Genomic DNA, 19,273 nt, shown 5'->3' on the forward strand with positions numbered 1-19,273 from the left:
TATACTCCTTATTTAATTAACTCATTATATATGGACAACATCTCTTTAGCATTTACTTCCGGCGTAAAATTTTTATTAGCTAGCTCAAAAGCATTTTCTCCCATTGTACATACTGTGTTAGGATGAGAATAATAATATTCAATCGCCGAATATATTGAATAAGCATCTTTTGGTTGTACAATAATCCCTGTTTTATAGTTGACTATAGTATCCTCCCATGATCTATCAATTGCAACAATACTAGGTTTTTTAAAAAAACCTGCTTCAAAAACCGGCCGTCCAGTTGCATTAAAATGCGAAACAAAACATAAAACATCCATATTTGAATAAACATCAGCCAAATTAAATTTAAATCCAGTAAACTGTATATAGTTTCTGATATTAAAAGAATCAATAACTCTATTAACATCATTTTCAATATCACTGGAACCTTTGATAAATTTAATCGCATAGCCTAAAAGACCAGATGTTTTTTCTCTTTCAAATTTACCTGTGATAATTAACAAAACATTCAAATTATTTTCTTTGCAAATCGAAACAGCTTCCAATAAATCAAATATGCCTTTCATCTCTCCAATACCGCCGACAAACCCAAGCACAAGGGGTCTTGCGGCATTAAATACTGGAGGCTGCCGCGTTACTTCGTCAGAACATTTATACGAGAAAATATTATGCACAACCCGACACGCTAATGCATTAGGAATCGTCGATGCAACCTTTTGATCAATGGCAACTATAGTAGCATCAATAGCATTATACAAAAATGCAATCAAGGCAGCCCGCGAACTATCCATCGGCAATCTCTGCACAGATCTGCAATGCACAATAATGGCACACCTAAAAAATAATCTAACTATTAAGGCCACAGGCAACAACGTATATTCATTTATTTCAACTAAGTCTATGTTCTTAAATTTTAGTTTTGCTTGTAACACAGCTCCAAAAGTAAAAGGCAATAAAAACAACTCCCTCAATAAGACAAACCAACGTTTTCCCCGGTAAAAACTATACAAAGTATTGTCAAATTGAGACAACCCCTTGACTCGTATAACCTTACCGAATGCCGACCTAAATTCATCAGCCATCCTGCCTCGTTGACAAACTACATATGGAGTAACGATGCTTTTGTCTAAACTAAGTAACAATTCTAACAAGCTTTTACCGGAACCACCAAAAAAGCCGGCATGATGAAAATATAGAATATTAATCGTAACACCTCTCTATTTATTATCTCATCTTCTTGAAGTACACAGCCATATCTTCAGCAAGAAATCTTAGCAATAAGACATAAAAATATAGCGCTCCAAACTTAACCATAGTGCTAATTAAAAAAAAAGCAGAACAGCCTCCACTAGAAATAACCGGAAACAAAACGGAGTAGCACCATAGTACAGCTATCACCAATTTAGAGATATTTCCGTAGCGCACATAACGATCAATTCTGATTCTTATGAACCGAGCAAGAAAACCAAGAAATACAGACAATAGTACAATTCCATACCAACCGCCAGCAATTACTGCCTCAGAAAACCATGTACCGGTTACATTGTGTGCTCCAATTTCTTGCACATTACTTGGAATAGTCCTTCCAAACAAATAAGTTAGCTGTAAGGAATAGTGATACTGCACGTATCTTGCATAATCATGAATATTGATACCAAAAAGACCAAGTATAGAATCTGGAATAATTGAAATATATGTCTTCCCATAATCAAAAAAAGTATTATGCGAATCTGTAACGTATATATCCCATATTTTCCATGGAATATCACCTTGTAAAACGGACAGACGATACAGAACAGCTATTAAAGAACTATTAGCACTATTTGAATAGGTGAAATTCGCCTTAGAAAAAGAAGCCAAACTAAAGCTAAAATTTTTCCCTTCAAAAAAAATAGCTGCAAGTATAATTGAGATAAAACCAATTCCCCCGACTTTTACCACTCGTCTTAATGACGATTCATATAGTAATATAGATAATGCAGGTAATAATATCGTAATAATAAAAGACTTTGCGCCCCATGTTGATGCAATAAGCATTGTCAATAGATATGAAATCACCAATACAACACGGTTTTTATTTCGTTCACGCTTATCACATTTTATATATAGTAATGTTAATATTAAAACATTTGTTGGAACAATATAGTCATACAGCAAATAAGCGAATGGACCTAAAACTCCGAAATTAATACGAAATTGTCCTTTCTCAATTTGACCTAACCAAACTTTTATTCCGCCTAATACGAACAAACAAAAAAATAGAACCAACAAATCAAAAACCACTACAATATTAAAATAATTTCGAACTTTTCCTGCTGAAAGAACAGTATTCGCCCTCCTAATCGGCATTTTTGCATAAAGCTTGGTTCTATAAATCATCCATATGCTAGCACATGATAATACGTATACAATCGTTGCGCCATTATAATGACCAGTACCAACTTCTAATGAAATAAAACCTAACTCCATAAGAAGTATACCAACAGCTGGCGAAAAAAGCAAAAAAAATAAATAGTAGTCAATCAAGCCAAATTTTATTTTAAGCATTATACGATATCAAACCTTTATTCTCTGATGAACTAATAGAACTACATTGAGACAACCCTTTATTAACAAATCGGAAGTATCCTATTCTGCATTTTGGTAGAAAATCACAACTTAAAAACCTTGTCACTTTCGATATGCACGGTTTTAACTGCATTACGTAAATCTACCACTAAGCTCGATTTTGCCACAATGTGCTCAATATTAAAACATGAGTGATTGGTCGTAAACACAACACAATCAGCCTGAACCAGTAGTTCATCTGTTAAGTCCATACCTATCCATTTTTTACCATGGTCATCAATACATTCGTTTATATAAGGATCATGGTAGATCACATTTGCCCTCTTTTTAGCACATTCTTCCATAACGAGCAAAGCAGGACTTTCCCGAGGGTCGTCGATATCCGGCTTATAGGCAACTCCCAGGAATAAAATTGTTGCACCGTTCATTGACTTCTGTTTACGGTTAAGTGCATACATAATCTTATTCATCATCTTATGCGGCATCTGATTGTTGATATTGCCGGCGGTATTGATCATAGTTAAATCAAAGTTAAAACTTTTTGCAATATGCTCAAGATAAAAAGGATCAAGCGGAATACAATGCCCGCCGATACCAGGTCCCGGATAAAAGGCTTGGAATCCGTAAGGTTTTGATTTTGCAGCATCTATTACTTCCCAAATATTGATATCCATTTTACCTGCAAGAAGAGCAAGTTCATTAATAAGAGAAATATTAATCAAGCGATAGGTATTTTCGAGTATTTTTACCATTTCTGCAACACGGGGACTAGAAACAGGATAAAGGTACTGTATAGCCTTGCCGTAGAGGGCAACCGCTATTGTTTGTGCTTCGGCACCTAACGCACCAACTACTTTCGGAGTGTTATCAGTTTTGTAATCCTTATTTCCCGGATCTACCCGTTCGGGACTAAAGCATAGCCAGAAATCCCTTCCCTCTTTCAACCCAGACTGTTTTTCTATAATAGGCCTCATAAAATCTTCTGTAGTAGTCGGATAAGTAGTGCTTTCAAGCGAAATAAAAGTTCCTGCTTTCATATATTCACCAATATCCATACACGACTGTTCTATAAACTTCATATCAGGTTTCTTAAAATGGTCAAGCGGAGTCGGAACACAAATGATAACCGCATCGCAGTCCTGGATACGAGAAAAATCGGTTGTTGCTGACAATTTTTTTACTTCTTTTACTACATAATTCAAATCTTCATCTTTTACGTCACCAATATAATTTTTTGCATTATTAACAGATTCAGCTTTTTTATCACTTTTTTCAAAGCCTAATACACTTATCCCCTGCTTTGCAAATGAGACAGCTAACGGCAACCCCACATACCCCAAACCTATAACGCCGACTACTTCAGCGTTTGCCTCAATTTTCTTCATTATATTTTCAAAATTCGTCATATTATCAATCTCCCATATATAACAAACAATCTTATATTTTCCATAAGACCGTAAATATCTCTACATACGCTATAACACAATATAATTCCCTATATTATACTTTATAAGTACAATTTTGCTTTCAACTTTCTTAATAATTTTAACTTTTGTTGATCATTTTTTATTGTAAGCCAATAAGAAGTTTTATAATCAGTATGCTGTTTTGGCGGTTGGTTCAAAATTGTGAAAAAATCAGATTTCGATATTTTTAGTCTATCCAAGACAAAATCAATATCTTTTTCCATTTGAACTTTATCATAAGCTGGACGATTATATTCAGCAAGAGCATCTTCCCTAGACATCTGCCCCGAAACAATCAAGCTTGATAAATGCGACGTTCTCTTATCAACTCCAAATTTTTCTTTGAACCATACCAGTTGAATAATTTTTGTCAACTTATTTTCCAAATGCTTTGCTTCATAATATTCAAACCCTGAAAATTCATGCAATTCACGAATTGCTCTTTCCTTGTTATAATCAATGTAATTAAGAGGGCTAAGAGTATTTATGTGATAAACCTTATCATAAATCATACGCTGCAGCCAAGAAATTAGAGGTAACTTGTCAAGAGGTTTTGTTCCAAATTGGTTATGAATAGCCTTAATATGTTTTAAATCATAAGCGGAATACATATTTCCTGACTGCATAATAGATTCCAACGCAAAATTTGTACCTGCAAGAAAATATTTAATTTTTTTCTCGCAAGCAAACTTATAAAGAGTAGCAAATAAAACATTATCCTGGGGTATAGCCAAGTTAGGAACTTCAGCGTATAAAAATGCTCTGGTTAGATCCAAAAACTGCTCCTCATCAGGCCTTATAGTAATCAGATGTATACCAGCCTTTGCAACAAGATTATTAATATTAGTCTTTGCAAGCTCCGTGTCAAACCCGTCATCAATGTGAACAGCAAGTATGCGCAACCCCCACTTTACTGCTCCGAGATATGCCAAATACGAGGAATCAAGACCACCCGATATTCCCATTAAACAATCAAATTCTTTTTCCTGCCCAGCAGCTTTTAACATTGTAAGCAACGTATTGAGTTTCGATGTTCCTTCAGCATTAGGAAAATAACGATATTTACTTTTCCATAGTGCAGCCGTACAGTAATTACAGTATCCATCTTTATCAAATGTAATTTTCTCATCAGATGAATTATCCATAATACATCTAGTACATCTTTGAATAGTATTCATAAGCCCCCCATAAATTTATAATAGCTACAGTACAGCATTATATTTATCTGAAATCTCTGCTATCGCGTTTTTCAATCGCTCACTATAGTTATCAGTGAAAAACAGCCGCCCCTCTTCTACCACAGAGTCTTTATCAAAATTCACGGCTTTGTATACTTGCTCTATATACTCTTCAGGACTAGTTGCATATAAAACAGAACGAATTCCTGAGAAAAAATGAGAATAATTAAAGACTGCCAAACCATCTATATTTAGCAATACAACAGGAGTAGCAAAAGCTAAACTCTCAACAGCGCACGTAGATACAACAGCTGTCGTTATATGTGAATTTTGCATACATTGATACACATCAAATTCCAGTTCCATCATAACATTATTATTTTTGAAGTGCAAATGATAATCTTTCACAAAACGAGGGATAAAAATAAAAAACAAGCGGTCATCTATTCCAGCTACGTTTTTAACAAAATCGAGTATTTTCTCATCAATATCGTGCTGACTTACTACCGTAATTATAATTTTATCGCTAAGATTCGAATATTTTTTATTAAACAATTCTACATTTCTTTCTTTTGATTTCAGCATCAGGTTTATATAATAACTGCCGACACTAAAAATATTCCCATGAGGATATACATATTCACTTATAGCTGATTTAAATTTATCTCCAAAAACAAATAAATAGTCTGGGTATGGATTAGGCGTTATATTCTTAAACCCCGCGTATGCTATATGAGACGTATTTATTAAACCATGCTGCATCTCAATTACAGGTATCTGCATTCGTTTAGCAATAAAAAAAGCCGGCAACCGCCAAAAATCATAATAACAATTTACATATATTTTACTCGGTTTTATTTTATTAAAATACCAACTATAAAAGTCTAATAAAATCTTAAATAAGTCTAAATATTTTGAATAGTCAAACTCTATTTTTAAATATGCAATAATATCATCTAAAACAGAGATATTCTTTATGTCAACTTTTTTTGTTTTATAAAACATCCCCATCAATTTAATTATAAGTATAATAAAATCTGAATTAATATATTTATTTTCTGCAACAATAGTTTTCGGCATAAGCTTAATTACACAAGGTATGGTTTCAGGTTCGATATCAAAAAAACCTTGCATAATTCGATCAACATAGATTCCATTATATTTTTTTACACCAACATCATCTGTAAAAACGAAAGCGGCATTTTTTTTGAACATCACTTTCAAAGATGTTGTCGTAATCGACTCCCATACACGCCGTATTGGTGAACATTTCTTCATAACTGCAGGATTCGAATCTTGATCGGAATAATAATAAATTGTAAACATATTTGGACGCAAAAACGGCCACAATTTTATACTGTCGTACTCAATTGTTTCCACCGGATAATGAGTCTCAATATATTTCATCTTTTCAATAACATCTGTTTTCATTTTTGCACTATAAGGTAAATTTATTGTATAATTCCAAGTGAAAAAGTTTTCAAGCTACGCCCTTTAATTTCACTTTTTAAAATGTCCTGCAATTTCCTGCACTTTTTGGAAATCAGCAGGTTTGCCGATATCAATCCAATAACCGGAAATCGGAAACCGGATAACTTTATATTGTTTTGCAATAAGATCATTCAAAAAATCCGTTGCATCATAGAAAGTGTCACGGGGAATTAAATCAAGCAGCGACCTCTTAAAAAGATATATCCCGGCATTTGCATAATAATAATAGCTCGGTTTCTCTTTTATCCCGATTATATTCCTTTTATTCTCAATATCAAGTATACCATACGGTATACTTACATTGTACGGCATAGCTGCGACACTCATATCTGCGTCATTCTTTAAAAAATGCAAATAAAAATCTTCTAAATTTATATTGGTAAAAAGATCTGAGTTCATTAACAAAACAACATCATTATGCCAGTCTTTAATATATTGAACGCCGCCAATGGTTCCCAGAAATTTTTCACCTTCACGAATACATTTAATCTTTACACCATTCTTTTCAGTGGAGAAATGTTCTTCTATTTGCTCGGCTAAGTAATTTACCGTAACATTTATATTATCAATACCGCAATGTATAAGATTGTCAATATTATAATCAATAATTGGCTTATCTGCAACTTTTAATAAAGGCTTAGGCGTCTCAAGTGTTAATGGTCGTAGCCGCTCCCCCTTGCCTCCAGCCATCAACACAGCATCAATGGGCAAGTAGGATTTTCCATTCGAAAAATCAATTATATTCCTTATGGAACCATCATCATTCAAATAAGGTACCAGCTTAAACCCTTTTTCTCTAATATACCGTATTAAATTCGATGAATAGTTGTTATCGGTAATATATGTAAAATCCTTATGCATTACCGTTTCAATCGAATCGTTCAAAGCTGCACCGCTGATGAGAGCTCGTCTGCAATCCCCATCCGTTAGCGAACCTATCACATGATTCAACTCATCAATAACGAATAACGTAAGCATTCCATTATCAGATACGGCATCAAGCTGCTTTAAAGCATTGAGAATATGATTAGTATACAAAATTAGATATGAACATATCGATTCCATTTCAATACCTTTAATATGTTTATAAATATTATTTTTTCTGATTAAGCAAAAATTCAACAAATTGAAAATCTAATTCAGAATCAATATCTATGGATCTTTCTTCCGGCATAACATACAATTCAGTCGTCGCATTAAACACACTATCATTATGTAAGATAGAATCACGGGTCCACACGTAAATAGATGCATTCATATCATAGCATGAAGGAGTATCTTGTCTTCGTACAAACTCCTTTTCCAATTTTTTTGATACATTCCACCATCCCGAAGAGTCTCGTTCTATCAAATTAAAGTATGGAGAACGGCGGGATGGCATAGCCGTAATCACATTTTCCGATTTTTTTTCAATTAAAAGATCAATACAAGCCTTGATGTCATCAATAGTTCGTAAAGGTGAAGTAGCATCAAGATCAACTAAAATATCATATTCATCGTTATAATATTTTTCAGACTCGATAAAGGCATGACGAATAACCGGTATTTTTGCAGCATTATCACTTGCAAGTTCTGCCGGTCTAGTGAAAAATACTTCAGCGCCATATTTCACTGCGATATTCTGAATATCTTTAGAATCAGAGCTTACTACGATATGATCAAACACCCCTAATTGTAATGCAGTTTCAATGGTATAAGCAATCAGAGGCTTACCATTGATAAGTTTAAAATTCTTCCCTTTCACCCCTTTTGAGCCGCCACGAGCGCAAATAGTGCATAAAATTTTATTATTATTATACATTGACTATTCTCCTTGTATTTTTGCTATCAACTTCACAATAGCTATAGCTTCGCAATAGGTACACACTTTTTTTTGCAGTCTACTATCATCCAATATTTCTTCATGCATACAACGATAGGAATAATTTTCAATTTCTCTTTCAGCATGAATAGTATATTTATTTCCTGCCTTATCTGAAATAGTGATAGCCCCCGTAATAAAATCTGCATATATTGTTTTATCATACAGGTGTACAATACAATATCGCATTGTATGTTTTGAAATATAATCCATCGTCACATTAACAATAGTGCCATTGGAAGTTTTTGCGATAGCAGTAAATATATCATCAGAATCTATTTCCAGGTCGCTGACTTTTTCATTATAACAATTTATGTCACTAATCGTACCGCATAAATATTGTATATAATCAAGCTCATGCGATAAATCCAACAGCACTCCCCCGCCTTGTTTTTTCGATGCACTATATGAATTTCTATAATCTATATTCTTACGCCATGTCGGCAAATATTGTCCTACATATGACTGTATAAACAAAATATGATCTTTAGCAATAATACGCTTTAATTCGTCCATGACAAATGAATATCGTAAATCATATCCAATAAACACTTTATTCTTAAGTTCTAAAGAGTGTAGTTCATTATATACCGGCTTTTCGACAAATATTTTTTTATTATTAAGTTTATTATTCAAATATTCCAACTGCTCATAATGAAGCTGTGTTGGTGACGTAATCAAATAATAATCGTATTGATCAAGAGGGGATACAACAGACAAATTTTTAAAGCACAGATGATTATCTATTTTCTGATGTGTCACAATATCAACAGTAAAATTAAAATTTTCAGTTAAAATAGCACAATGCCTACGTCCTATAGAACCATAACCGATTAACAATGCCTTACTCATTTCACCTGCTCAATTCTATCTAATATCTGTACAATATATGCGTCTTGTTGATATGAATACTTAAACTTATGGTTAAAATCATGTATTCCCAATAGAAAATCCTTTATTTCCTCAAGATAAGGCTCCTCAATTATAGTATTAGAATACCCATGAGCGTGTGTCACATTTTTATATAGAGACATGATGTCAAATGTTTGTGTATCGAGATTAAACCTCTTCATAGTATTAGGGCGGCCATCCCATGCAATAAAGGTTGTCTCATTTTGAATTTTCAAATCTCGTACAGCCGAACGCGAAACGACATCAACAGTAAGCGATCCAAGCGTACCGTTATCATGTTCCAGTATAATATGATACACATCAGGAAAGGAGATAATCATAGAAGACATATTACCGGAAGTAACTTTTATCGTTTTAATATGTCCAAACAAGGCAACAATCCAAGGCAATTCAATCGCAAGGATTTCTCTGCATCCATTGGTACGCTTATCGAAAACAAAAAAATCTTCTTTTTTATCCCAAGGATGCCAGTCAGGTAAATACTGTCCAACATGGTAGGTATAAAAATACTTCTCTGCTTTTGACAACAACATCTGTAACGTAATAACTTCTTGTGAATACAACGATGTCGAAGATAAAAAGGAACGAGATTCAGGCTTATCAAAAACATTCGCATAACCGTCACTAATTAAATTGATCTCAGAAAATGTATGAAGATTATAAGTATCAAGCTTTGCTTTAACCGCTGCATGATGCAAAGGAGATGTACAAATAAACGCACAGTCGCATTTTTCCTGTTTTAAAGCGGTATCTATATCGTCAAATACGGTTGCAGCAAACAGTTTTTTAAACTCGAGCTGTCTATCCGAACGCTTATCAACACCAACAAGAAGATAATTTTCATCAAGCTGTTTTAATAAACGTGCACGCCGTTTTCCCATTGAACCAAGTCCAACAATACAGCATTTTAATTTACTCATAATAATATTCCTTCACCAATCCTGAAATCTTTTCCAGCTTTCAATCCAATTACAGAGTCCCACAATGAGGCTGACAGCCCGCTATCACTCCGCTTAACAGAGACATTGTTTGCCGTAAAGATTTCTCCTTTTGCGATATTTTGTGCTGCAACAATTTTTTTTAGCACCACTTGAGAAATCTCTACTTCCTTTTTTGACGGCAGTTTTATACCATTTCCCAGTGCCGCTTCAATATGCCGAATTTTTTGCACCATAGCAGTAAAATCATCCGGTGTAGTGCTTGCCGCATGATCAGGCCCTTCCATCGTTACATCAAGCGTAAAATGTTTTTCGACCACCACTGCACCAAGCGCAACAGCAGCTATAGCGACTTCATCGCCAATAGTATGATCGGAATACCCAACCGGACAGTGAAAAGCGTCGGCAAGTGTCTGCATAGCTTTTAGATTGACTGTATCGATAGGGCACGGATAACTGGTTGTACAATGTAAAAGAGTAATATCGTCAGTTCCCGCCTGCTGCAAAATTCGATAGGCAACATCAACCTCTGCTAAAGAACTCATCCCCGTGCTTAAAATTACCGGTAGCCTTTTTGAGCCTACATATCGCAAAAATGGAATATTGGTAATTTCACCGGAACCAATCTTCAACAGAGGAACCCCCAGCTCAACAAGAAAATCAAGACTTTCTTGTTCATCAGCGGTAGACAAAAACAGAATGCCAATCGAATCGCAATAGGTCTTTATCTTACGAAAATCATCATACGAAAGTTCAAGCGACTTCAACATTTCGTATTGAGAGATTACCTTTCCGGTATTTTTTACTTGATATTCTGCCTGGGCAACATCTTTTGTAATAATAGCATCCGTTTTCCAAGTTTGAAACTTGACGGCATCTGCTCCCGTTTTTTTTGCTGCATCGCACAATTTTAAAGCAAGATCACAGCTACCATTATGGTTTACCCCTGCTTCTGCAATAATAAAAGTTTTGTATTTCATATTAATACCTATATTTCAACAATCTATTTTTATACAAAGAGGCTTTATCAGGATTCTTTTGCTCCCATTCTTGGCATACTGTACTGTAAACATCTTCATTAAAGATCATTTTCCCAATATAAAACTCTGCCGTAGTATGGCTAAAGGATTTTTTAAATTTAAACAGGGAATTTTCGGGATCATCATTTAACCCACCCCCAAGATGAAATATTTTAACACCCTGTTTTTTCAATTCAAGTGCAGCTTGCCATAGCAAGAGATTATTAACCCCATGATAAGAGCTTTTTACACTCCCCGCAAGGTGATAATGTCCATAATCTCTGCTGTACATGAACAATGCTGCAGCAAGAATTTCTCCATCTTTCTTAACACAGCCTAAAAATGATCTTTTTCTCAGCATTTCCGCAAACGATTGATAATATGCCTCATCAAAAAAATAAAAATCATCGGCTGACAGCCGGGACATTGTATCGCCATATATTCGTATAAAATCCTTCAAAGAGACAAAATCGTAATCTGCGCAAAATACCAACCCTTCCGACAATGCCTTTCTAACCATATTTCGATTTTTTGCAGAAAGCTGAAGCGAAAAAATACTATCCTCATCTGGTAGTAAATCGATGACAACCGTTTGACGATCAAGCCCCACCTCACAGCAGTTACAGCACATCGCATTATTATGCAGCAATGGATGAAACCGAATAAAACCTGCAATATACCGCTGTTCTACAAGAAACTGTTTCATACTTTGCAGGGCGGATTCAACCCAACGAATATCATCAGTATTTACAAGAGGTCCCCCATAACCATACGGCGTTTCAAAATCAAAAAAAGTCTCAAATTGGCGCCGGATAATGGGCAACAGCAGTATATTATCATTCTCCTGCGCTACAACACACAGAGCTTTCGAAATATTATCTTGATATAACTTAACATATTCTTCAAAAAAGTAAACATCTCTTTTATTGTCAGGAATAAGATCAAGACACTTATTCCAAGTATCCCTTATTTCCACCAATATCATTTAAAGCTCCAATCATTCTTTTCATATCAAAAATAGAATACCGCTGATCAATCACCAAAGAAAGTTCAGTACCATACAAACATTAAAATAGGTCTTTTGGTTGTTTCGCTTCTATAGTATAGCTTTATGTAGTATTTTTAGTATCTTCTCAGCGGTACGCCCTTCACCCCAATAGTTTTTATCATTGTAGGTATTTTTATCTGCAGCGAGCGCAGTAGTAACAGCAGCTTGTATCTCATCAACTCCAGTAGATGCCTGTATAATATTAGTACATTGGTACCGCCCTTTTTGCCTATCTCCCACATTTACCGCCGGAATAGACAAAAAAGGAGTTTCAATAATACCGCTGCTGGAATTTCCAATAACAAGAGCAGTCTGTTTCATAAAGCTTAAATAGCGGAGCTGCCCTAATGAAGAAACCACAGTAAAAATCCCGGGGTATTGTACAGCCACAGAATCAAGATATTCATTGATTTCTTTTCCGCCGTAATCCATATTTGCCTTGGTAATAACAATTTGAACATTGGGAATAGTCTGCAATACTTTAATAATGTGACGAACCGCTTCCAAATTATAAGCAAGACCTTGCATCGTTTCTGGGTGATAGGTCATCAAAATCCACTGCTTAGCGCAGTCAAGATGCAGCGTTCCAGCTAATTCCGTGCGAGTCAACAATGTTTCCATTGTGTAGAAGTCCAGGGTAGGTTCTCCAACTGTAAAGACATTTTTATCACTCCCCCGCATTCTGATGATATTTTTTGCAGAATCTTCCGTACCGGGAAAGTGATATTCGGCAAGCATTGTTACTGCATTTCGTATAGCATCATCCAAAGCACCTTCTGTAACATCTCCGCCTGAAAGATGTGCGATTGGAATTTTCATCATAAATGCTGCAGAACAGATCGGCAAAAGCTCGTACCGGTCACCCAATACAAAAACAATATCCGGCATCAGTTTATGAAAGGTATCAGCAAAGCCTTCCGCATAACGGCTCATTGTGTGAGCAATAGTCAGTTCAGAAGTATTATCCACCGCAACATCTACACGCGCTGCGATCGGATAGCCATCTTCTTGTATACGCTCAACCGTATAGCCTTGTTCTTTTAGTAAATGCGCACCGGTTACAACAAGCTGCAACTGAAAATGATGATCATGATACACCGCATCTATTAAACTGCGTAGACAACCGTATTCAGCCCGCGTTGCTGTTACGATACAAATTTTAGTCATATTTATAGCTGCTCCAATTTCTCAATCCAATCGGAAAAATGTCTACATTCGTCTCGTAATTTTCCTATTCCAATTTTCTCGAGTATGGATACTCCACCATCAATTTTATCGTAATCCGGTATACACGCAAGTAATCTTTTTGACGGTGATGTAGATTCGCCATGGTTGATCAACTCAGGATTTTTAAATTCTTTTAAAGCTTCTTTAAGAGGTCTGATATCATAATCAGATTCAAAATATCGTTGAGTGATCTTATCCAAATCAGCAAAAATCAAACTTTCAAACTCATGTAATTGTATATATGGAAGATATACATACGGAGATACTTTTTCAAAAGCTTGTATTTCTGTCTCCAGCAATAATACCTGCTTATAAGGATCGCGTATGGTTCCTATTTTATCCATACCAGGAGTATCTCGCGGAAGTTTATAGAAATCAAACATAGTCGTAACAAATGTATGACTATTTTTTACACTGGCAAGAGCCTTAGTTATTGTTGAACGGGCTTTTTCAAAATTGCTCATTCCGCCCTTGTACATTTTACCGCGCTTTTTATCAAGTTTGGTTAATACAGTCCAAGGAATAAGCCTTTTATTTTGTAAAGAAAAGTACGGCACCAGTATGCGCTCTACAAAGGTAACTTCAGCTTTCCCTTCGCAAACAACAAAGATATGCTTCACAGCAGCCCGCCCAAAACATTTTTTTCCCACAATTCAGACAAAGTAAAATCTTCCAACCATAGCTTTAATTGTTCTTGATCCAACCGATGAAAGAGACTGCATTTACACATACTATCATATTCGGCAACAATAATTTCAGATGAATCAAAACTATCAAGGAGTCGTGCAGACTGCGTTGCAACAATAACTTGAGCATTTTTTGCTGCGGTTTTTATCATTGAAGCCAATAAATCAATTGCTTGAGGATGCAAGCCCAGCTCAGGTTCATCTACAATAATAACATTCGGAAGTAATTCCGGCGGTTGCAAAAAAAGCGTTGCAAGTGCAATAAAACGGATAGAACCGTCAGACAACTGTTCTGCCCCAAAACCATAGTCACTATTATCAATACCAAACCAGCGTAATTTTATATAATCAGGATTTAATACCTGTGGTTCCAGTGAAAAATCATAAAACTGTGGCATAACAAACTTTATTCTTTCAACAATCCTGTCATAATATTTTTTGTACTCAGCTGATTTGGTTTTTAGCATATAAAGATAAGCAGCAATATTTCCACCGTCACTCATAAGATAACGATTATTTTCAATTTCTGACGCACTTCTGATATGAGAAATCATAGACGTATCATGAAATTGAAACGTTCTACAATTTGATAAAATATACTTGATAATTCTCTCACTGCTATATCTTAGGGTATTAGTAGCTAAATAACTTTCTTTTTGCCCCCCCTCAAGTTCATAACGCCGATCCTTGCATTCTATTGATTCATCTGCAAAAAATAAAGAATCTTGTATATTTTTTGCAAGAACTATGTCATATATATCGGTGTCTTTATTATTAACAAACGTCAGGCGCGACTCAATCGACGATGTATATTTTGAACCGAAATGTAAAAGGTACTCAGCACCACCATATCGACCGACATAGTTCTGAAAAGCTCCGGTCATCATATAATTAAGCATTTTAAAAAAAGAAAGTAAATTCGTTTTTCCAGAACCGTTCGAACCGATAACAATATTCACATCGGTCAAATCCAGCCTTAAAGCGTGTTCTTTTGCAGCAATCGATTTAAAACCGGCAAGTTCTATCTTTTTCAAGCGTGATCGTCTATTCATATGCACCTATAGCTATTTTATACAATCGATTCTTACTCCACTAGGAATATTCACGACCCGCTCTGCAAACCATTCTGCGTTAGTTAGATCAGCGCATTCACAATCTTTAAACATGGGTAAGTGATTCATAAGCTCCCAAATAGGACGCGTCATTACGCCGGCATCGTTTGTTGCTGCCAAAAATTCTTGTTGTTTTTCCTTATTTTCACATATAACAGCATTTAGCCAAAAATTTGAGCGCGTATTGTTCGGTTCATCAAAAAAAACAATATCAGAACCTTCAAAAAACGCCTTATATTGCATAGCGGTTTCCCGTTTATTTTTTAAGAACACTTCGATATTTTCAAGCTGTGCGCACCCTAATGCAGCATTAATATTAGGCATACGATAATTATAACCAATTGCATCATGCTTAAATTCCCAGCGATGAGGGATTTTTGCCTGAGTTGTAATATGCTTCGCATACGCACCAAGTTTTTCATCTTGAAACAGCAGCATCCCGCCGCCGCCCGTTGTAATTGTTTTATTTCCATTAAAACTAATAACACCAATCTTCCCGAATGTACCAGTATGTCGGTCTTTATACAAAGAACCGATACTTTCGGCAGCATCTTCAACCAATTCCAGCTTCCAATCATTACAAAGCTGTACAAGCTCATCGAGCTTAACAGGATGACCAAAAGTATGCATAGGCAAACAGACCTTAATACGCCTGCCCGTTTTTTTATTAAAGCACTCATTATTTTTGAGAACTGCATATTTTTCCAGCCATTCAGCCATCTTCGCAGGTGAAAGCCCCATTGTCTCCCTATCAACATCTACAAACACAGGATGAGCATGGCAATATGAAATAGCATTTGCTGTTGCAATAAAGGTTAAGGGTTGCGTAATAACCTCATCATTCATTTCCAAGCCGACAAGTTTAAGCGCTATCGCAATTCCATTCGTGCCATTAACACAAACAACAGCCCGTTTAGCTCCCGTATACTCAGCCATGTCCTTTTCAAACCGATCTACAAAAGCACCGACGCTGGAAACGTACGAGGTATCAATACACTCGGCAAGATATTTTTTTTCGTTACCAATAAACACAGGGGCATGCAGTTGCACAGCATCAGCATTATAAAGTTTTTTAATAAAACCAATAACTTCCGAAATATTCATAATTTACATTCTCCCATCTAAATTCTTATGCTTTTCTTCATGCTCAAAATTCGGCAAAAAACTCTTTAAAAGAGCTATGATCTCAGATTTTTTCAGAGTATTTTTATTAAGCAATCGCTCCAGCTCAGAAATAAACTGATCAATTTCATCATATGGGCGTTTTTGTATATCTGTAATGACCCCAAGCGCGGTAAATCGATTCATATCAACCGTTTCTGTTTGTGTAAAGAATTCTTCATACGCTTTTTCACCGGTTGTATCTGAAGTAGAAAAATAAACAGGATAATCTCTACTGCCATGAAACAACTGGAACGCCTTTTCTTTGGCCTCTTCTTCTGAACTGCACTTACACACAGCATAACCTAATACTTGTAATAATTTTTCTGCAATATCAGAAAAAGTCATCGTTGAAACTTTATCAAGCTTTGGGAAATACACTTCGCGATTATGCCCAAGCATACAGGCAAGCATACAGATTTCACCACTTTCCTTCGGCGAAACAAAATACCGTTTCACATCAGTCGGAGCGGAGATTGGCTGATATTTCGCTATACGCTCCAAAAAACCTGCCGGTAAAGAACCGTTTGAAAAAGCAACATTCGCAAAACGCGCCGTTTTAACTGGGAAATAATCGGAATATGAGAAAATTAAATCTTCCATTATCCTTTTACTCGCACCCATTACATTTACGGGATTCGCAGCTTTATCTGTAGAAACACAAAAAAAGGATTCCGGAGGAAATAATTTTAACAAATCCAACAACTTCTTCGCATTTATAACATTGTTCTTGAGCAAAGCTTCTATAGAATATACATCTTTTTCAGTTCTTACATGCTTATGAGCTGAAAAATTTGCTACAATATCAAAGCCGTTCCTTGCCCGCAATATCTTTTCAAAAACAGCATCCGCATAATTAATGGGATATGCGGCATAATCATCAGGGATAAACAAGCCTTTTGTACTTCGTAAATCCCTCGTCAATTCAGCTAGCCCGTTTTCATTTATATCAACTGCGACAAGAGAGCGAGGTTTAAACGGCAAGCACGCTTTAATGAAAGAACTCCCAATACTGCCAGCCCCCCCAATTACGAGCATCGTTTTCCCTTCAATACAGGCACATAACCGCTCCGCATTTGCACAAATATCAGAAGCAAAAAGACTTTCCTGCCGCTTTACTACATATTCTAAAATAAAATTTTCTATATTAAAACCAATCATAATGACTCCCTTCCGTTTTAAAACAATGCCTTTTGTTTAATAATACGCAATAAAAGGAATACTCCTAAACAGACAGCTATCGCCCATCGTATATACCAAAAGGATAATGTGAAATAATACAAGATGGCAACACACACAACGGACACAAGACCGCATAGATAAAACTTAAAATGATATTCCAAATTCCTCACAACATACCGAGCAATAACATCATGAAAAAGAAATAGGAACACAAACGCAACAACCGTTGCAACCGCGGCGCCTATATCTCCATACACCGGAATAAACAAGAAATTCAAACCGATATTAATACCAGCAGCTACTAAAGTACCTAATGATATATAGATAGTTTTTTGATAAAAAAACTCATGATTCGCAGGAAATGCATACAAAAAATTGAAATAGTATGCCAACGCAATAAGCGGAATAAGACGGATTCCATTCCAATATGCAGAGGGAGCCATAATTTTATACACCTCCGGTGCTAATAATAAAAACCCCATAGTTAGCACGGAGAAAAGTGTCATATACCGACCGGCTTTTTCCAAAATAAGCTCTCTATTGCTATCTTTCTTATACTCATAGTAAAAGGGTACCCAGGAAGTATTCAATGCCCCCCAAATTGACGAAATAATGAGAGCTAGACTGTAGCCAACACTGTATATACCAACACTCTCTTCCCCAACAAATTTTTTCAACATAATTCTATCGCTTTGAGAAAGGATCAGACCTCCTGCACCATGAAAAATAAGCGGTATGGTTAATTTTAAACAATATCGCCAATATTCTTTATTATAAAAACATCGCCCCTTCTTATAAAGAAAAACTAAAAAAACACATGCAGACAGAATTTGGGGGATAGCAGCGCCATATATCTTTCCCCGATATTTTGCCTCCGGTAAAAAATAAATAAAAACAAGCGACAGGCAAACACTTACGATGGCTATTGAGACTCCAAAAATAGCATTCTTTTCAACATCTTTAAATTGCATCCATTTTGTCGTATAAAAATTAACAACAAAAACACAGAAACTATGAATGGGCAGTAAAATCACTAGATTACGTTGTATACCAAAAACACTCGATAACGGTCCCTGCCAGATTACACATCCCCCCAAAATACAAGCAAAAGAAAGAAAGCCTAAAGTCATAATTGCAGATAAGTACGCATCAATTATGACTTTCTCATAGGTAATACGGGCATTTGCAATAGATCCATAGGTCTGTAGCCCGATAAACAACATGAATAGCCCTTGCCATGCTGTATAAACAGCCACAATACCATAATCAGATGGACTTAAAAGGCGAGTAAATATAGGAGCGGTAAAAAGCGAAATTCCTTGTAAAACAAAACTCCCAAATACATTAAGAATAACAACACGGGAAATAGATTTGTTTTTTGAAAAAACACGAATCATTCAACCCCACTTTTAAAACATGAT

The 19,273-nt window shown here is 35.6% G+C and carries 17 protein-coding genes; all 17 read right to left on the reverse strand.

What is annotated here, in order from left to right:
• Positions 1 to 8 precede the first annotated feature (8 nt).
• Positions 9 to 1,085: a glycosyltransferase family 4 protein gene (locus E4N66_RS10395; RefSeq protein ID WP_253727958.1), complete on the reverse strand. Its 1,077-nt coding sequence runs from the start codon at positions 1,083 to 1,085 to the stop codon at positions 9 to 11.
• Between the two features lie 142 nt (positions 1,086 to 1,227).
• Positions 1,228 to 2,550 (reverse strand): hypothetical protein, encoded by a 1,323-nt coding sequence (locus E4N66_RS10400; protein WP_253727959.1) that lies wholly within the window; start codon positions 2,548 to 2,550, stop codon positions 1,228 to 1,230.
• A 104-nt stretch (positions 2,551 to 2,654) separates the two neighbouring features.
• Positions 2,655 to 3,977 carry a nucleotide sugar dehydrogenase gene (locus E4N66_RS10405; protein WP_253727960.1) on the reverse strand — a complete coding sequence of 441 codons (1,323 nt, stop codon included), beginning with the start codon at positions 3,975 to 3,977 and terminating at the stop codon, positions 2,655 to 2,657.
• Positions 3,978 to 4,078: 101 nt separating this feature from the next.
• On the reverse strand, positions 4,079 to 5,215 hold the full coding sequence (locus E4N66_RS10410) for an N-acetyl sugar amidotransferase (protein WP_253727961.1): 1,137 nt from the start codon (positions 5,213 to 5,215) through the stop codon (positions 4,079 to 4,081).
• A gap of 24 nt (positions 5,216 to 5,239) precedes the next feature.
• Positions 5,240 to 6,646, reverse strand: a complete 1,407-nt coding sequence (locus tag E4N66_RS10415; RefSeq protein WP_253727962.1) for a hypothetical protein — start codon at positions 6,644 to 6,646, stop codon at positions 5,240 to 5,242.
• Between the two features lie 69 nt (positions 6,647 to 6,715).
• Positions 6,716 to 7,771 (reverse strand): nucleotidyltransferase family protein, encoded by a 1,056-nt coding sequence (locus E4N66_RS10420; RefSeq protein WP_253727963.1) that lies wholly within the window; start codon positions 7,769 to 7,771, stop codon positions 6,716 to 6,718.
• A 28-nt stretch (positions 7,772 to 7,799) separates the two neighbouring features.
• Positions 7,800 to 8,507, reverse strand: coding sequence for an acylneuraminate cytidylyltransferase family protein (locus tag E4N66_RS10425; protein ID WP_253727964.1), 708 nt, complete (start codon positions 8,505 to 8,507; stop codon positions 7,800 to 7,802).
• A gap of 3 nt (positions 8,508 to 8,510) precedes the next feature.
• Positions 8,511 to 9,419 carry a Gfo/Idh/MocA family protein gene (locus E4N66_RS10430; RefSeq protein WP_253727965.1) on the reverse strand — a complete coding sequence of 303 codons (909 nt, stop codon included), beginning with the start codon at positions 9,417 to 9,419 and terminating at the stop codon, positions 8,511 to 8,513.
• A complete protein-coding gene (locus E4N66_RS10435; protein WP_253727966.1) occupies positions 9,416 to 10,399 on the reverse strand; it encodes a Gfo/Idh/MocA family oxidoreductase in 984 nt (327 codons plus the stop codon). Before E4N66_RS10435 ends, E4N66_RS10430 begins: the two co-directional genes overlap by 4 nt.
• A complete protein-coding gene (neuB, locus tag E4N66_RS10440; protein WP_253727967.1) occupies positions 10,396 to 11,397 on the reverse strand; it encodes an N-acetylneuraminate synthase in 1,002 nt (333 codons plus the stop codon). The genes E4N66_RS10435 and neuB overlap by 4 nt, the downstream gene beginning before the upstream one ends.
• Before the next feature lies 1 nt (position 11,398).
• Complete coding sequence (locus E4N66_RS10445; RefSeq protein ID WP_253727968.1) at positions 11,399 to 12,421, reverse strand: lipid II:glycine glycyltransferase FemX; 1,023 nt, start codon at positions 12,419 to 12,421, stop codon at positions 11,399 to 11,401.
• A 111-nt stretch (positions 12,422 to 12,532) separates the two neighbouring features.
• Positions 12,533 to 13,651: a UDP-N-acetylglucosamine 2-epimerase gene (neuC, locus tag E4N66_RS10450; protein ID WP_253727969.1), complete on the reverse strand. Its 1,119-nt coding sequence runs from the start codon at positions 13,649 to 13,651 to the stop codon at positions 12,533 to 12,535.
• A gap of 2 nt (positions 13,652 to 13,653) precedes the next feature.
• Positions 13,654 to 14,331 carry a DUF4276 family protein gene (locus E4N66_RS10455; RefSeq protein WP_253727970.1) on the reverse strand — a complete coding sequence of 226 codons (678 nt, stop codon included), beginning with the start codon at positions 14,329 to 14,331 and terminating at the stop codon, positions 13,654 to 13,656.
• Complete coding sequence (locus E4N66_RS10460; RefSeq protein WP_253727971.1) at positions 14,328 to 15,431, reverse strand: AAA family ATPase; 1,104 nt, start codon at positions 15,429 to 15,431, stop codon at positions 14,328 to 14,330. The genes E4N66_RS10455 and E4N66_RS10460 overlap by 4 nt, the downstream gene beginning before the upstream one ends.
• Before the next feature lie 30 nt (positions 15,432 to 15,461).
• The gene (locus E4N66_RS10465) at positions 15,462 to 16,613 is read right to left on the reverse strand and encodes a LegC family aminotransferase (protein ID WP_253727972.1); all 1,152 of its coding nucleotides are present in this window, start codon (positions 16,611 to 16,613) and stop codon (positions 15,462 to 15,464) included.
• Between the two features lie 3 nt (positions 16,614 to 16,616).
• Positions 16,617 to 17,831 carry a polysaccharide biosynthesis protein gene (locus E4N66_RS10470; RefSeq protein WP_253727973.1) on the reverse strand — a complete coding sequence of 405 codons (1,215 nt, stop codon included), beginning with the start codon at positions 17,829 to 17,831 and terminating at the stop codon, positions 16,617 to 16,619.
• A 17-nt stretch (positions 17,832 to 17,848) separates the two neighbouring features.
• Complete coding sequence (locus E4N66_RS10475; RefSeq protein WP_253727974.1) at positions 17,849 to 19,249, reverse strand: lipopolysaccharide biosynthesis protein; 1,401 nt, start codon at positions 19,247 to 19,249, stop codon at positions 17,849 to 17,851.
• Between the last annotated feature and the right edge of the window lie 24 nt (positions 19,250 to 19,273).

Origin of the sequence: Treponema sp. OMZ 857 (assembly GCF_024181085.1) — a bacterium.
In the GTDB taxonomy this organism is placed as follows: domain Bacteria; phylum Spirochaetota; class Spirochaetia; order Treponematales; family Treponemataceae; genus Treponema.

Coding starts and splice junctions, on each gene's coding strand:
- E4N66_RS10405 (WP_253727960.1), bottom strand. CDS start 3,977: ATGACGAATTTTGAAAATATAATGAAGAAAATTGAGGCAAACGCTGAA.
- E4N66_RS10395 (WP_253727958.1), bottom strand. CDS start 1,085: ATGGCTGATGAATTTAGGTCGGCATTCGGTAAGGTTATACGAGTCAAG.
- E4N66_RS10420 (WP_253727963.1), bottom strand. CDS start 7,771: ATGGAATCGATATGTTCATATCTAATTTTGTATACTAATCATATTCTC.
- E4N66_RS10470 (WP_253727973.1), bottom strand. CDS start 17,831: ATGATTGGTTTTAATATAGAAAATTTTATTTTAGAATATGTAGTAAAG.
- E4N66_RS10425 (WP_253727964.1), bottom strand. CDS start 8,507: ATGTATAATAATAATAAAATTTTATGCACTATTTGCGCTCGTGGCGGC.
- E4N66_RS10475 (WP_253727974.1), bottom strand. CDS start 19,249: ATGATTCGTGTTTTTTCAAAAAACAAATCTATTTCCCGTGTTGTTATT.
- E4N66_RS10410 (WP_253727961.1), bottom strand. CDS start 5,215: ATGAATACTATTCAAAGATGTACTAGATGTATTATGGATAATTCATCT.
- E4N66_RS10415 (WP_253727962.1), bottom strand. CDS start 6,646: ATGAAAACAGATGTTATTGAAAAGATGAAATATATTGAGACTCATTAT.
- neuB (WP_253727967.1), bottom strand. CDS start 11,397: ATGAAATACAAAACTTTTATTATTGCAGAAGCAGGGGTAAACCATAAT.
- E4N66_RS10445 (WP_253727968.1), bottom strand. CDS start 12,421: ATGATATTGGTGGAAATAAGGGATACTTGGAATAAGTGTCTTGATCTT.
- E4N66_RS10400 (WP_253727959.1), bottom strand. CDS start 2,550: ATGCTTAAAATAAAATTTGGCTTGATTGACTACTATTTATTTTTTTTG.
- neuC (WP_253727969.1), bottom strand. CDS start 13,651: ATGACTAAAATTTGTATCGTAACAGCAACGCGGGCTGAATACGGTTGT.
- E4N66_RS10435 (WP_253727966.1), bottom strand. CDS start 10,399: ATGAGTAAATTAAAATGCTGTATTGTTGGACTTGGTTCAATGGGAAAA.
- E4N66_RS10430 (WP_253727965.1), bottom strand. CDS start 9,419: ATGAGTAAGGCATTGTTAATCGGTTATGGTTCTATAGGACGTAGGCAT.
- E4N66_RS10465 (WP_253727972.1), bottom strand. CDS start 16,613: ATGAATATTTCGGAAGTTATTGGTTTTATTAAAAAACTTTATAATGCT.